The following is a 15,251-nucleotide window of genomic DNA, read 5'->3' as shown; positions in this document are numbered from 1 at the left end:
ACGCTTCGAATGACGTATTCGCGGGTGCTCGGCGCGAGCACGGACGAGTCGACGCCGAAGTAGTCGAAGAACCAGTACACGTGGGCCCAGCCGAAGTAGAAGAGCAATGCCGCAAGCAAGGTCGTCGGTGCGATGAATTGACCGAGGATCCGGACGAGCCGGGAGAAGCCCGCGAACGGCGAAGCCGCCGGCGTCGGCTCAGCCGAGTGGTCTGACATTCGTCACTGTCTGGGTGGCCGTCGGCGCGGGCGTGGACTCCGTCGGCTGAGACTCGGACTCGGTCGGCTCTGGCTCAGTCGATGACCTCGTTTCGCAAGGCCACGTTCCGGTGAGCAGGGTGAGCGTCGACCCAGGCTTGAGGGTGATCGGGTCGCTGGTGTCAGGCAGCGTGGAGGCGAACTGGCACTGGTCGTAACTGTCGTCGTCGCCCATGGCGACGGTTACGGTGATGCACAGTTCGCCGTTAGCGCATTCTGTCCGGACGAGACGCTCCACCCGGTGTCTGACCTCATCGATCGGATTGCCTTGCCACGCATTGGTGGATGGAATCGATATCGGAGCAGTCGGAACGTTCGGAGCATCGGTCTTGCGCGGTTGGCCGGGAACGCTCGGCTGGCCGACGGCGGTGCTGGCGGCCCCGTTCGTGGGTAGACCGGCGCCGCTACAGGCGGCAACGACGGCGAGGGCACACACGGATGCGGCAAGCCCTAGGAACTTGGCGAGGGACATCGATGCTCCTTCACACCCGAATTCGAGTGAAGACCATTCCGCCGCATTGTGGGCAGTAATCAGTAATCCGTTAATGGACTGTGACACCGGCTGGATAACGCGCACTTTTTTCGGGTTTCGGTGTTAATTCTGCGGCGGGTGCCATATTGCGCCATGCGGAGATTGACCCTGATACGGTCGATTTCCCATCAGAAAGAATTGCTATGGTAGCTATCTTGCTCAGTTTGCCGAAAACGTCTGTGGCTCTTGCCGGGGGAATGGCGTTGCTGTCGGCCGGGTTCGCCGCCGCACCGGTGGCCTTCGCTGCTCCCGAGTTGAGTGTCTACATAACTGGTCCGGAACAGCTACGGGTCGGCTTGAGCGGAACCTACAACGTCTCCGCGACCAATGACGGTGACGTCGGCGCACCGGCTGAGATCTTCATCATCTTCGCGGGCCAACTGGATCAGACTGACCAGGTCACGGCCAGCGGTGGCCTCGATTGCGAGGTCCGCCACGATGCAGGCATCAACGCGGCGGTTCGCTGCACAACTCCCCAACTTCTGGCGAAAATGCGTTACGACATCGTGGTGCAGGGGCGGGGGTCGGCGCCGGGCGCAGGCCAGCTGGTCGCGAAAATCAATGGGGATCCGTCTGTCCCAGAGGGCGGTTTCGGCAACCCCGCAACGGCGTCTGCCGACAATACTTTTCAAAAGAACGTCGCGCTGAGTTAGCGACAGGCGGGTTGGCCGCGCGCGGGATGTGTGGGAGCCGCCGCGTGTCCTCGTCCTGCTCCGTCGCCATAGATGGGATCTCGGTGTAGCTGGGGCCAGCGCGGTTCGTCAGGACAGCGACTCGTCCAAATCGCCGAGTGCGGCGATCAGGGCGCTGTTGGCCGAGTAGTCGACCGGGCAGGCGATGATACTGACGGTGTCATCTGCGAGCGCTGTGCGCAGTGTCGGAAGCAGTTCGTCGGCGGCCGAGATCCGGTAACCCTTCGCGCCGAAACTCTCGGCGTAGGCGACGAAGTCGGGGTTTCCGAAGTGGGTTTCCACGTTGTGGCCGATCTCGAGGTCCATCTTCCAGCTGATCAGTCCATAGGACTTGTCGTCCCAGATCAGGATCACCATCGGTGTTCCGAGTCGCAGGGCAGTCTCGATCTCCTGCGAGTTCATCAGGAATGCGCCGTCGCCCGTGGCGACGAGCACCTTCGCGGCAGGCCGGGCGATCTTGGCCGCGATCGCCCCCGGCACCGTCCACGCCATGGTCGAGAGTCCGTTGGAGATCAGGCACGTGTTGGGCTCATAGGTCGGATACAGCCTGGCCATCCACATCTTAAGTGCGCCGGTATCCACCAGGACGATGTCATCTCTGTTCATGGCTGCTCGCGTGTCGGCGACGATGCGGGCGGGGGCCAACGGGAAACTGTCGTCTGCGCGTCCGCCGTCCAGTTCGGCGAAGAGCAGTTCGCGGATCCGGTCATGACCGGGTGAGGAGCGATGATCCCGCGCGACCCGGGTTGCCAGGGCATCAAGGGTTCCGCCGATGTCGCCCAGCAAGCCGACGGCGACGTCGTAGTGCGCATCCACCTCAGCGGGAAATCGGTGGATGTGGATGATCTTGGTATCGCCGTCCGGATTGATCCGGACCGGGTCGAACTCCTGTAGCTCGTAACCGGCGGCGACGATGACGTCGGCTCGGTCGAAGCCGAAGTTGACGTAATCGTGGCGCATGAAGCCAACCGCACCGAGGGCGAGCCGATGGTCGTCCGAAAGGACACCTTTGCCGTGAAACGTTGTCGCCACTGGGATATCGAGCGCCTCGGCGAATCGGCGTACCGCCTCAGCCGCTCCACCACGGGCAGCCCCGTGACCGGCCAGCAGGATGGGGTTCTGGGCGCCGCCCAGAATCTCTGCAGCCCGCTCCAGCTGTGCAGCAGAGGGATCTTCTGGTCGTGGCACATTGACCGGCAGTGGGCTCGAATCCGCTGGTGCTGCTGCCTCCTCGACGTCCTCTGGTACCGCAAGATAGACGGCGCCAGGGCGCTCGGTCTGCGCGAGCTTGAATGCCTTCCTGAACATCTCCGGCACTGAACCCGGTGTCGCAACAAGCGCAGACCATTTCGTTGCCGGCCCGAACATCGAAACGAGGTCAATGCCCTGGTGCGATTCCTTGTAGCTGCGACCCATTCCCACTTGCGCCGAGAGAGCAACCAGGGGAGTCGAATTCGTGGTCGCGTCTGCGACGCCGAGCAGTAGGTTGATCGCTCCGGGGCCGAGGGTCGCCGAGCAGACGCCGGCGCGGCCGGTCAGGCGACCGTAAACCTCGGCCATGAACGAGGCGCCCTGCTCGTGACGCGTCAGCACGTATTCGATCGACGATCTCGACACCGCCTCGGTGAAGCGGATGTTCTCCTCGCCTGGGATACCGAAGACGTGCGTGACCCCCTCGTTCTCCAGGCACTCGACGATAAGCTCCGCGGTCGTTCGAGTCGGTTCGCCCATAGAACCGAGCGTAGCCGCGGCAGCACCGTGTAGTTCGAATCCTGCGCTTCAGCTCAGTCCTTCATAGACCGCCTCGTAACCGGCAACCATGCGGTCCAAACCGAAGCATTCCTGGACATGAGATCGGCATGCCTCCGGATCGATATCGCCGACAACCTCCAAGGCGGCTCCGAGGTCCGACGGCTCGTCGCAGACGTACCCGGTTTTGCCGTCGACGACGACCTCTGCGACCGAGCCGGCCCGTAGGGCCACGACGGGTGTGCCAGTCGCCATCGCCTCGATCATCACCAGCCCGAATGGCTCCTCCCAACGGATCGGAAACAACAGGCACCGCGCCGCAGCGAGAAGTTCACGCTTCGCCAGGCCGCCGATAGGCCCGATGACCGTGTCGCTGTCGGTTAATCGTGGCCGCACCTGCTGCTCGAAATATGGGCGGTCGGCCGGTTCGACAAAAGCTCCGGCGAGGACTGTGGGAATGCCCGCAAAGTGAGCGGCATCCAACGCCAAGTGCGGCGCTTTCTCTGGACAAAAGCGACCAAGGAACAGCGCAAAGTCATCCTTTATCGCGCGAAAGGGCCAATCGGTGACACGAAGGCCGTGGTGAACGGTCCCTACCCAGTTGAGATCTGGCGCCAACATTCGTTGACGAGAGCTGATCGCCACGAGGCCGAGGTCGCGACCGAGAGCCGCGTAGTAGCGTCGCATGTCTGCGTCAATCGTCGCGTGCAGTGTGGATACCGTCTTGGCGCCGAGGCTGCCGTAGTCCGATGCATTGAGGGCGCCGGACATGGTGTGGTCATGAACGATATCCAAGCCATCGCGGTCTGCGATTCGCGCGATTGCCCGGCGTACTTCTATGGCGTGCACGATCTCGGGGCGAACCTGTCCGAGTCGTTCTGGCACAGCCTGAGGAGATACCGCGACAAACCGCGCGTTCGTCGTGGATCGCCCCGCACCGAGCACGAAGACGTTGTGGCCGCGCGCGACAAGGCCATCGGCCAGATCCGCGACGACCGTCTCGGTTCCGCCGTAATCCTTTGGCGGAACCTCGAAATAGGGTGGCGCGACAAGAGCCACTCGTAGTTGTTCGGAGTTCACATCATTCGCTCTTCACCACAACATCGCCCGACGCGGCGATATCGCCGTCCATCGACTTGAGCAGTGCCCTCCAGGGATCCGCCGGAAACAGTGACTCTACGGCTCGCCGGTTCCGTTTCAGGCCGGCGATCAGCACCGCGTCCTGACGAGCAAATCTCGCCAGCACGTCGACAAACTCCGTTGCCGCTTGGCTCATGCCACTTCCGCCAGGCTCGAACATGGTGCAGGACACGCCGGCGGCACCGTAGACCTCGTCGAAGGCGTTGTATCTCGTCGAAACGGCGGGAATCTCCGCGGCAGCTGCCAAGCCGGGACCCAGGCCGACCGTCTCGAAATCGCTGACGGAAGGCGTGAAGACAACACCGCCGCTGGTCACCCGGGCCAGCCGCAACAGATCGACTTCATCTAACCGCCAGTCTCCGTTCGCTTCCCGGAACGTCTCCAGAGGGACGCCGTCGAGGAATCGGACGTATTCCGCGGTACCAAGCTCGTCGCGGAGTGCGACGAGCTCCTCTGCGTACGCCGGATCTTCATCCAGGCTGCCGAAAATGAGGAGGTAGGGCGGAGGGCGGGAACGGCGGGAGCATTCACTTACGACTTCCGCGTGAAATCGCAGTGCCTGATTCACGCCCTTCACCCGGTATATGCGTACCGGGCTCACGAGTATTGGTCGTTGGAGATTCAAGTCGAACTGCTGTGCAAATTCACGATGTCGTTGATCGATTCCCGGTGGAACGGAGGGCAGCATGTTGGCGAGGATCTGTGGGCGCGCTGTGGTGATGTAGCTTTCGGCCTCCCGCGCAAGCGCTTTGGAAACGACGATCCACTTGATGTGCCGCGCGTCGGCAGGCAGAGGCGTCACGTCGTTAGGGGCGCGCGGATAAAACCGTCGATCAATCGCGGTGTCCCAGCGCCCGTTAGATCCACAGAGATCATGGTCCCAAACCACGAGTCCACCTGGTCGTCGGCAGAAATGAAGGTCTGCGGCCATGTACAGCGCGGAGGTGACACTCACCGCGTGCGGAAGAGTGAGGTTCATCGCGAAGACCCAATCTGGCTCATGCCGCTCCAACCAAGTTGAAAAATGGTCGAAGTACACCTTTCGCAGGTTTTCGATCCGGTCCGCCGTTGACGTCTGCTGGGGTTCATCGAGTTGATCGAATATGGCGACGCATCGTCGGACGTCCTCCAGCTCTACCGACAACTCGGCACAGTTCAAACCTGCGATCGAACTGTTGATCGTTGGTCTGAGCCACCGCGGATATCGGTGAGGATTCGGACCGTTCGGAAAGAATCGCGCTTTGTCCGATCGCCATGAGAACCCGAGATCAGCGACGACCACATCGTCGAAGAGTTCCATCGACTGTCCGAGGTGAAACACGTTGCGAAACACCGTCAGCAGTCCCGATACAGGCAGGCCATCGCCAGAAACGAGCCCGATCTTCACCCCGACTCACCTCTCACGGCTAGCAGCGCGTTCCCGATGCGGCTAACGACGGTACGGCTGAAGCGCATCAGACCTCCTCCCGCACGAAGCGTGACAGACCTGAACCATTCGGAACACGGGTTTGCAGAAGTCGCAGCCGGTTGAATTGCCGCCACGGGCTCATATTCGCGCGGCATCGGAGGTTGCGCCGGTACTGCGAACCGGGAGTTGTCTTCACGCGTGACGTATCAGTGGCGTGGACGTTGTCGGATCGTGGTGTCGTCGGAAAACTGGTCGCTGCTACCCGGGTCAGCGGCGACATCGTCCGTTACCCCGGGCGTCGCATGCCGGACGGTGTCCGGTTCGGGCGCGTCGATCGGCCGGAGTCGCTGTGTCTCTTCGTCTTGCCGGGTGGTCGGCCTTGGGTGCCGGACGGTGTCGGGTTCGGGCGCGTGGATAGTTGGGAGTCGTTGTGTCTCTTCGTCTTGCCGGGTGGTCGGCCTTGGGTACCGGACGGTGTCGGGTTCGGGTGCCTGGATCGGTTGGAGCCGCTGCGTCACCTCGTCTTGCTCAGGTGCCTGTGGTGGGATCTCGGTGTGGCTGGGAGCTTCGCTGAAGCCGATGCGTGCGTGCAGCCACTTCAACGACCGTGGCGCCCACCAGTTGAGGTCGCCCGCGACGCGCAGAAACGCGGGAACCACGACTCCGCGGATCACGGTGGCGTCAATGACGATGGCCAACGCGGTGCCGATGCCGAACATCTTCATGAACGACAGACCGTTGGCGAAGGACAACAACGTGATGGTGAGCAGGAGTGCGGCACTGCTGATGATCCGGCCTACCCGGCCCAGTCCGACGACGATGGCATCGTTGTTCGACAGCCCCGAATCGCGGGCTTCTTTGATTCGGCTGAGCAGAAAGATCTCGTAATCGACGGACAAGCTGAACGCGATACAACAGAGCAAGACGACCATGGACAGGTTCAGCGGCGCTGGAGTGACTCCGAGTATGTGCGCCAGGTGTCCGTGCTGGAAGATCCAGACCATTGTGCCGAGTACCGCGCTCAGCATCAGCAGGTTCAGGACGAGTGCCTTGATCGGCACGACGATGCTGCCCGTGAACAGGAACAGCAGCACGAACGTGGCCAGGGCGATCAGGAGAATGGCTACCGGAAGCCGGTTGCCGACGGCCGCGCTGGTGTCGATGAGCGTGGCGGTCGGACCGCCCACTTCGACTTGCTGGTCGACGATCTTCGCGCGGATGGCGTGTACCACCTGCTGCGCGGCATCCGTCTGAGCGGGTGCGGACAGATACACCAGTCCGTAGGCAGCGCCGTCGTTTTCAAATCCTGGCGTCGGTCCGGCGGTGAGCTTGCCGCGCTCATAGGTGCCGCTGGCCGCAATCACCCGGACCACACCGTCGATCGACGACACCGGTCCGACAAGGTCATCGAGTGCCCGGGTGTCGTTGCGGGACAGCAGTGTTACGGCCTGCGAGTTGTCTGCCGGGTAATTCTGACGTAGCGATTCAGTCACCAACCGAGCGTTGGAGTCGGACGGCAATGCCCGTTCATCGGGCATCGCGAGCTGCACGCCAACGAAGGGAATGCCGAGCACCAGCAGCACCGCAATCACCGGAAGGGCGCACAGCAGTGGCCTCTTCGTGACCGCCTCGGCACACCGTCGCCAAAAGGCCGAATCCGCTGAGAGTGGAACCTTTCGGCGGATTAACGCGAGCGAGTCGATCCGCTTTCCGAGCAGAGCCAGCAGCGCCGGCAACACCACGATGGCGCTGAGCGCTGACAGGATCACGACGGCGCTAGCAGTAAGGGCGGTCGAGCGAAGGAAGTAGAGGGGGAACACCAGAAGTCCGGACATGGCCAAGGTGACCGTCGCCGCGCTGAAGATGATTGTCCGACCTGCGGTCGTGACGGTCGCGACGATGGCCGCCTCATGGTCTTTGCCCTTGTCGCGTTCTTCACGGAATCGCGACACCATCAGCAATCCAAAGTCGATGGACAACCCGAGGCCGAACGCCGTTGCGACCGTGAGCGCGTGCACCGACACATCGGAGACGGTGACCATGATCGACAGCACCAGCAGAGTCATGACGATCGACGTGATGCCGATCGCCAGGGGCAGAAACGCGGCAACGAGACCGCCGAAGACGATCAGCAGGACGGCGAGCAGGATGGGCAGCGCAACGCTCTCGCTGATGACGAGATCGTGACCGACCCGGTCCTCGATCTCCACTGACACGCCGAGCGGGCCGCCTGCGCGCACTTCGACCGCCGGGTCGTCGGCGGGCAAATTGTCGATGATCCGAATCGACGTCTTCGTGGCTTCGTCAAGGGTCCCGCCCACGTGCACGAGGATGACACCGGAACGTCCGTCCGTACCGCGTAGATCGGCTGCGGCTTGCTGGCTGAACGATCCGACCACCTGCGCCGACGGCTCGGCCTTGACGAGCTGCCGCACCCCCTCCGCGGCGCCCGCGACGGCAGGATCGTCGAGGACCCCGGCGCGTGCGATGACCTCCAACACGAGGTTCGGCGTTGTGGGAAAGCTCTGGTCGAGGTAGTCAGCAACCTGTGACGACTCCGCGGCCGGGTCGACGAATCCGCCGACGCCGAGTTTCTCGGTCACCGTGCCGCCGAATACGATGCTGATGGCGAGTAGGGCCAGGACGGCGATCAGGACCAGCTTGGGCCGCCGCACTGTGAAAACGGCCAACTGGCTCAGCATTTTTCGCTCACGTGCCGGAGTCTGTTCAGCAGTGGGAGAAGAGTGGCGAACAATTGCGGTCCGTCACTGAGATAGAAGTGATCGCCCCGCAGCACGTGCACCGAGAACGCGCCGGTTGTCCGCGAACGCCATTCGTGCAAATCGGATTCGGTCACCAACGGGTCGTCGCTGCCACCGAAGGCGTGAATCGGGCAGGGTAGCGCCACTGGTTCGGCTTCCTCGTCTGTCGTGCACAACCGCAGGTCGATTCGAGCCGCCGCGACGGCGTTGTCACGAAGAGCCGGCCATTCGGTGAGCTCGGGCGGAATGCCGCCCAGATGGGATAACAGCGCCGTCAGCTGGTGATCGTCGAGGTGGTCGACGGCTGGGACCGGTGCCGGAAGATGCGGTGGCGCAAAAGAAGACACAATTAGTGCGCGTGGCAGAGGATAACCCGATGCCGCGCGCAGACACGCCAGCCTGTATGCGAACAGCGCGCCAAAGCTGTGGCCGAAGAACACGTGCGGACCGTCGAGTGTCGGTCGCAGTTGATCATTCGCCTCCTCCACGATCTGGCGCAGGGTGGCGAATCGCTCGCGGTTGGGAATCTCCACCGGAACGACGTCGACTCGCGGACCGAGGCCCTTATTCCAGGCGTTGAACATCGCCGCGGCACCGCCGGCGTGAGGGAAGCAGAACAACCGCATGGTTTGTGCGCCCTCAAGAGGCTTCTGCGAGAAGCGCGAGTTCCTCGGCAATCGCCTTCACTGTGTACCGGATCTGCTCGTCAGAATGGCAACTGGTGACGAAGAACCGCAGTCGCGCTTTGTCTTCCGGCACCGCCGGGTAGATGATCGGGTTGGCGTTGATGCCGCGCCCAAGAAGAGCGTTGGAGAGTTTCAGTGCCGTGGCCGAGCTGCCCACAATGCATGGAATGACCGGCGTGCCCTCGCTGTCTCCGGTGTCCAGGCCGGCTTCGCGCGCCAGCCCAAGGAATAGTGCAGACAGCTCACGAAGTCGCCGGAGGTGCTGCGGCTCGCTGCGGATCGTGCGGATCGCCGCGAGCGATGCCGCCGCGGTGGGAGGTGGCATGCCGACGCTGTAGACGAAGCCCGGCGTCGTGTATTTGAGGAACTCGACAAGTTCCCGGCTTCCGCCGATGTAGCCGCCGCAGCCGGCCAGGGCCTTCGACATGGTGCCCGCCCAGAGCTCGACGTCGGTGCGGTCGACGCCGAAGTGTTCGCCTATGCCGCCGCCGGTCGCGCCGAGCACACCGATGCTGTGTGCTTCGTCGATCATGAGCAACGCATGGTGCTTGCGCTTGACCGCGATGAACGCGGGCAGATCGGGGATGTCACCGTCCTGGCTGTAAATGCCTTCGATGATGACGAGCACCCGGCGGTATTGGTGGCGGATGCGTGCGAGCAGCTCGTCGAGCGCGGCGTGGTCGTTGTGCGGGAACGGGCGGCGCGTTGCGCCGGAGAGCATGCAGCCCTGCATGATGCTGTCGTGCGCGAGGCTGTCGTGGATTACCAGGTCGCCTTCGCCGAGCAGGTGCCCGATCACCGTGACGTTGGTGGCGTGGCCGCTGACCAGGGCGATCGCGTCCTCGGTGCCGAGCAGTGTCGCCAGCTCGAGCTCCAGTTCACGGTGGACAGGCTTCTCGCCGGAGATCGGGCGCGACGCCGAGCAGGAGCTTCCCCATCGTCGCACCGCATCCGACACCGCCTCGGCCACCGCGGGGTGGCCAGACATACCCAGATAGTTGTAGCTGGAGAAGTTAATCACCTGGGCGCCGTTGATGATCGAGGTGTCACGGGTGACGCCGTCGTTGACCATGAAGTAGGGATTCTCGATGCCGATCGCCTCGCCGAAAGCGAACCGGTCGGCCAGCGCCTTGACCTCCTCGAACTCGCCGATCTGATATTGCGGGGTAACTGTCGCCGCCTCCCGAACATCCGCTGCTGTGACCTCATGTGGCTGGCCGCCCGCCATGCCGATCACGTCGGCGATCGTTGTCGCCGGGCCGAAGCCCGCCGGGTCGAGAGGTACACCTGGGATCTTGCGGGTGAGCCCGCTGAACACATCGGCCACCATGATCGAGTCGAATCCGAGGTCGCCGGAGATGGTCTGCGTTGAGCGCAAATTCTTCTCGGGAAATCCACTGACGCGCGCGATCTCAGAGCGGACGATCGCTGCCGTGTCAACAGCTGGATTCGCTTGCGGCGCAGACTCGACCGGTGCCACGGCCGGCGTGCTGCCCTGCCCGTATGCGGCGAGCACGGCGGCCTGTTCGCGAAACAGCGCGATGAGATTGTCCATCGTCGAATCCTTTGGTGAGTCGGTCGCGGTAATCGCCTTCGGGGCAGCGCGCTGAGCGCCCTCCCTGATCCAGAACCGGTTCGCTGTGCTGAACGCGTAGCCGCTGAGCCGATGTGCCACCCGGGCTTCGTTGGGGTAGAGCAGGTTCCAGTCAGGATTCAGGCCATCGCGATAGAGCGCGGCGACCGTGTCCGTCAGATCCGTCGCGACATTCAGTGCAGGCGGCGCGCCTTGGTGCGATCGCGTGATCATCGGGCCGAGAGTGCGTTTAGCGCCGAACTCGACCAGGTGCGTAGGTTCGGCCTTCATCGCTGCGGCCGCTGCGTCGGCGAATCGAACGGTTGCGCCAACATGGGCAGTCCAGTAGACCGCGTCCATCGGCTCGTCATCGCCGAGCAGTCGGCCGTGCAATGTGGAGAAGACCGGAAACGCGGGCAACCCGTAGTTGCACTCCGCCGCCACCGCCGCGAACTCCGCTGTCATCGGCTCCATGAGCTGGGAGTGGAAAGCATGCGACACGTTGAGCTCACGCACGGTGATCCCCGCATGTTGCAAGGTGCGCGCGGCGGCTTCGAGCGCTTCCGTTGCACCGGACAACACCACTTCGCTCGGGCCGTTCACCGCGGCCAAATCGAGCGGAAGGCCTGCGACGTCTTCGGCGGTGGCGCGGACCGCGAGCATGCCGCCGCCGGCAGGCAGTTGCTGCATGAGACGACCGCGAGCGACAACCAGGCGGCAGGCGTCGTCGAGACTGAATACCTCGGCGATGGCGGCCGCGGCGTACTCACCGATGCTGTGCCCGAGCAGCCAGGCTGGTTCGGCACCGAGCCGAATTAGTGCCTGTGCCTGCGCATACTGCATCGCGAAGATCGCGGGCTGCGCGAATTCTGTGCGGTCGACGCGGTCGTCGTCCATGACCTCGCGAATCCGGCACCCGAGGTGGGGCGCCAGCGCTTCGTCGACTTCGTCGAACGCCTCGCGGAAAACCGCGCTGCTCTCGTACAGTTCGGCCGCCATGCCGGGCGACTGCGTGCCTTGGCCACTGAACAGCCAACCCGTCGACATCCCCGCCGCGGTGCCGATCTCGAGCTCGCCGCGCAGCGCAGCGACGGCCTCGGTGCGGTCTTCGGCACTGATCGCGACCCGCGCCTTGCCGGAGGCCTTGATCCGGTTGGTTGACCAACACAGCTGTACCAGCGGGACATCGCTGTTTTCGATATCGAGGGCCAGCTGCAAAGCATTGCGGCGGAGAGCCTCTGGATTGTCTGCCGAGATGGTGAGGACACCGGCGCCGTTCGCCGTCGGCGCGCGTTCGGCCACTGGGACCACTGGGGCGCTGGCGAGCACCATGTGACAGTTGGTGCCGCCGAGACCAAAGCTGGAGACACCGGCATGAACGGTTTCCGCCGGCAGCTCCATCTGTTCGGACAGCATCCTCAGTCCGCCGTCGGCGAGCCGAAGCTGTTCGTTCTCTGTGTCGGCGAAGCGCGACGGTGGAGCAACGCGATGGTGCAGGCCGAGCACGACCTTGATCAGACCGGCGATACCCGCTGCACCCTCGGTGTGGCCCAAATTGCCCTTGATCGACCCGATCGCGCAGGGTGTCTCACGGCGCGAACGATGCGCGTGTGCAAGCGCTTTCGCCTCGATCATGTCACCAAGGAGGGTGCCGGTGCCGTGTGCCTCGATGAAGTTGATCTGCTCGGGCACGATCCCGGCAGACCCGCACGCCGAGGCAACGACCTGCTGCTGCGCCCACCGGTTCGGCGCAGTGATCCCATTGCTGCGGCCGTCGCTGTTGACGGCGCTGCCCTTGATCACGGCGTAGACCGGCAAGCCCGCAGCGACCGCGTCCTGCAGACGCCGCAGAACGACGACGGCGACACCTTCACCCCTGCCGATTCCGTCGGCCTTGCCGCTGAACGGTTTACAGCGGCCGTCCGGCGCGGCGAGGCCCGCCTTCGAATAGAAGACGTTCAGGGCCGGGGTCAATGTGAGGTTGACGCCCGCGGCGACCGCCTGATCGCATTCCGCATTGCGTAGCGCCTGCGCGGCCAGGTGCGCTGCGACCAACGACGACGAGCACGCCGTATCCACAGCGAGGCTCGGGCCTTTGAAATCGAGCTGATAGGAGAGCCGGTTTGCGGTCATGAAGTAGCCGTTGCCCGAACCGTCCTGCGCCGTGATCTCGCGGTAGTCGCTCATGTGCAGGTGGGCCCACTCGTTGGCCATCACGCCGACGAATACCCCGGTGTTGGAACCGGCCTGCCCGCGCGGGTCGAGGGTCGCGTTTTCCAGCGCGCGCCACGCCGTCTGCAGGAGAAGGCGTTGCTGCGGATCCATTGCCATGGCCTCGCGCGGGGTGATGCCGAAGAAGTCGTTGTCGAAGGCATCGGCATCGCTGATCAGCCCGCCGGCACGGTGATTGATGGAGCCATCGCGATGCAAGTCGGCCGCGTTCCAGCGCTCGGTGGGAATCTCGTCGATAGCGTCCGCACCGTCGAGCAGCAATTTCCATAGGGCGGCGGGGTCATCTGCCTTCGGGAAGCGGCAGTCCAGCCCCACGACCGCGATGTCGACAGGACTCATTTGAGGTGCTCCTCGTGGACGACGTCGGTGAGCTCGCCGTTTCGGAACGCTGCCCGCATTGATGCGCGCTGTACCTTCCCGCTCGTGGTGAGGTGGATCCCGGCACGGTTGACGAACACCACGGCCGGGGCGGGAACCTCGAAGGCCCGCGCGACGGCGCTCTTGACGGCGGCGGCGAGCTCGTCAAGGCTCGTGTCGCCGAGCAACTCGGTCTTGACGGCCTGTATCAGAACTAGGCGCTCGGCGTCGTCGACGTCGACCGGGACCACACACCCGCGTGAACCGGCCACCGCCGGGTGCACATCTTGCACGAACTCTTCGATGTCCTGCGGGTACAGGTTGCGGCCGTTGACAATCAACAGGTCTTTGAGGCGGCCGGTCACGTACAGCTCGTTAGCGTGTAGTAGCCCGAGGTCGCCGGTGCGCAGATAGGGCTGCTCGCCGTCCGAGGTGTGGGCCGCAAACCGTTCGACCGTCTCCTCGGGGCGGTTGTGGTATCCACTTGCCACGCTGGCGCTACGCAGCCATATCTCTCCTACCTGGTCTTCGGTCAGCACACAGAGGGTTTCGGGCTCCACGATCCGCACCTCGACGCCGGGCGCCGGCTCGCCGGAGCTCACCAGACTGATCGCGCGGTCCTCGGCCGGTAGGTAGCGGTGTTGTTCGAGGGCGTCGGCGTCGGCGTCGAGGTGGCGCGGCACACCGCGGCTCACGGTGGCCATCAGCGTCACCTCTGCCATGCCGTATCCGGGGCGCATCACCGACGGTGCGAATCCGGCCGGGGCGAGCAATTCCGTGATGCGCTCGACGGTGCGGCGGCGAACGGGCTCCGCGCCGTTGAGCGCGACCTCCCAAGCAGATAGATCCAGGCCGGCGAGTTGCTCTGGAGTAACCCGGCGCGCGATCAGGTCATAGGCGAAATTCGGTGCAGCGGTGATGGTTCCGTGGTAATCACTCAGCGCCTTCAGCAGTCTGATCGGCTGCTTCAGAAAAGCCAGCGGCGACATCGTGACGAGGTTTCCTCCATTGAAGAAAGCCAGCAACTGGCCGATGAGGCCCATGTCGTGCCAGTGCGGAATCCAGCCGACGAGCACCGACGTGGCGTCGGCGCGCAGAGCTTCCGACATCGCGGTCTCGTTGTTGACCACGTTGCCGTGAGTAACGGCGACGCCTTTCGGGTCGCCCGTCGACCCGGACGTGTATTGAAGGAATGCGACGGTGTCGTCGGCGAGGTGCGGCATGGTCCACGAGTCCGCATCGCCAAGCGGCGCCTCATCAACGGCCACGCAGTGCAGCGGGCGATCGAGATCAAAACCCTCGATGCCCGCGGCGAGTAGACCGCGCAGCTTTTCGGTGGTCAGTGCCAAGCTGCTGTCCGCGTCGCGAAGTATCCCGGCGACGCGCTTCATGCTCCGCTCATCGAGGGGCAGCGGCGTGGGCACAGCGACCACTCCGGCATACAGGCAGCCGAGGAACGCCCGCCAGAAATCGATTCCCGGCTCGAACAAGAGCAGCACTGGTCGCTCGGCCTCCTGGCGGGTGCTCAGCCAAGCGGCGACCGTGCGCGCATCACGGTCGAGTTCGGCGAAACTCGTCACTTCGGGGACGAGATGTCGTCCGGACTCGTTCAAGTGCGTCAAGCAGCGGGTGTCGGCGTGCGTCTCGAACTGCGACCGCACGTGGGACACGAGGTTGTTGTGGCCGATACCTGGCGTCGGTCGGTTTCCGTTGTCACCGATGGTCATCGCTGCTCCTCTTGGGGGCCGCGCCGGCGAGCCGGCGGGACCTGGGTAACGCAGACCATGCGCGACGCCCCCTGGACGGCACCGGCCCCGCTGCGGCCACTCCCAGCAAACCGGTGCTGTGATGATAGTGGCCCCA

General features: G+C 64.0%; 9 protein-coding genes and 1 pseudogene. 1 reads left to right on the top strand and 9 read right to left on the bottom strand.

Going from position 1 to position 15,251, the window contains the following annotated elements:
* A pseudogene (locus QOJ24_RS12440) lies at positions 1-218 on the bottom strand (hypothetical protein); the annotation flags it as partial.
* Positions 199-729, bottom strand: coding sequence for a hypothetical protein (locus QOJ24_RS12435; RefSeq protein WP_526261540.1), 531 nt, complete (start codon positions 727-729; stop codon positions 199-201). The pseudogene QOJ24_RS12440 and the gene QOJ24_RS12435, both read right to left, overlap by 20 nt.
* Positions 730-953: 224 nt before the next feature.
* On the opposite strand from QOJ24_RS12435, the gene QOJ24_RS12430 reads away from it, so the two are divergent.
* Entirely contained in the window at positions 954-1,442 is a 489-nt protein-coding gene (locus QOJ24_RS12430) for a hypothetical protein (RefSeq protein ID WP_526261538.1), read from the top strand.
* 108 nt (positions 1,443-1,550) lie between these two features.
* On the opposite strand, the gene QOJ24_RS12425 is transcribed toward QOJ24_RS12430, so the two are convergent.
* The 7 genes from QOJ24_RS12425 to QOJ24_RS12395 all read right to left on the bottom strand — a co-directional run bounded on the left by QOJ24_RS12425 (position 1,551) and on the right by QOJ24_RS12395 (position 15,115).
* Entirely contained in the window at positions 1,551-3,212 is a 1,662-nt protein-coding gene (locus QOJ24_RS12425; RefSeq protein ID WP_526261536.1) for an acetolactate synthase large subunit, read from the bottom strand.
* Positions 3,213-3,260: 48 nt separating this feature from the next.
* Positions 3,261-4,289 carry a glycosyltransferase family 4 protein gene (locus QOJ24_RS12420; RefSeq protein WP_526261546.1) on the bottom strand — a complete coding sequence of 343 codons (1,029 nt, stop codon included), beginning with the start codon at positions 4,287-4,289 and terminating at the stop codon, positions 3,261-3,263.
* 22 nt (positions 4,290-4,311) lie between these two features.
* Entirely contained in the window at positions 4,312-5,757 is a 1,446-nt protein-coding gene (locus QOJ24_RS12415; protein WP_526261534.1) for a glycosyltransferase family protein, read from the bottom strand.
* Between the two features lie 227 nt (positions 5,758-5,984).
* A complete protein-coding gene (locus QOJ24_RS12410; protein ID WP_526261532.1) occupies positions 5,985-8,468 on the bottom strand; it encodes an MMPL family transporter in 2,484 nt (827 codons plus the stop codon).
* Between the two features lie 5 nt (positions 8,469-8,473).
* A complete protein-coding gene (locus QOJ24_RS12405) occupies positions 8,474-9,166 on the bottom strand; it encodes a thioesterase II family protein (RefSeq protein WP_526261530.1) in 693 nt (230 codons plus the stop codon).
* A gap of 13 nt (positions 9,167-9,179) precedes the next feature.
* A complete protein-coding gene (locus QOJ24_RS12400; RefSeq protein ID WP_526261528.1) occupies positions 9,180-13,370 on the bottom strand; it encodes a type I polyketide synthase in 4,191 nt (1,396 codons plus the stop codon).
* Positions 13,367-15,115: a fatty acyl-AMP ligase gene (locus tag QOJ24_RS12395; protein ID WP_526261526.1), complete on the bottom strand. Its 1,749-nt coding sequence runs from the start codon at positions 15,113-15,115 to the stop codon at positions 13,367-13,369. The genes QOJ24_RS12400 and QOJ24_RS12395 overlap by 4 nt, the downstream gene beginning before the upstream one ends.
* Positions 15,116-15,251: the final 136 nt, after the last annotated feature.

The organism is Mycobacterium sp., from assembly GCF_032159775.1.
Classification (GTDB): Bacteria; Actinomycetota; Actinomycetes; order Mycobacteriales; family Mycobacteriaceae; genus Mycobacterium.
This window is presented reverse-complemented; position numbering and strand designations above follow the sequence as displayed.

Excerpts from the sequence above, each read along its gene's own strand:
- QOJ24_RS12435 (WP_526261540.1), bottom strand. The coding sequence starts at position 729 with ATGTCCCTCGCCAAGTTCCTAGGGCTTGCCGCATCCGTGTGTGCCCTC.
- QOJ24_RS12425 (WP_526261536.1), bottom strand. The coding sequence starts at position 3,212 with ATGGGCGAACCGACTCGAACGACCGCGGAGCTTATCGTCGAGTGCCTG.
- QOJ24_RS12405 (WP_526261530.1), bottom strand. The coding sequence starts at position 9,166 with ATGCGGTTGTTCTGCTTCCCTCACGCCGGCGGTGCCGCGGCGATGTTC.
- QOJ24_RS12400 (WP_526261528.1), bottom strand. The coding sequence starts at position 13,370 with ATGAGTCCTGTCGACATCGCGGTCGTGGGGCTGGACTGCCGCTTCCCG.
- QOJ24_RS12395 (WP_526261526.1), bottom strand. The coding sequence starts at position 15,115 with ATGACCATCGGTGACAACGGAAACCGACCGACGCCAGGTATCGGCCAC.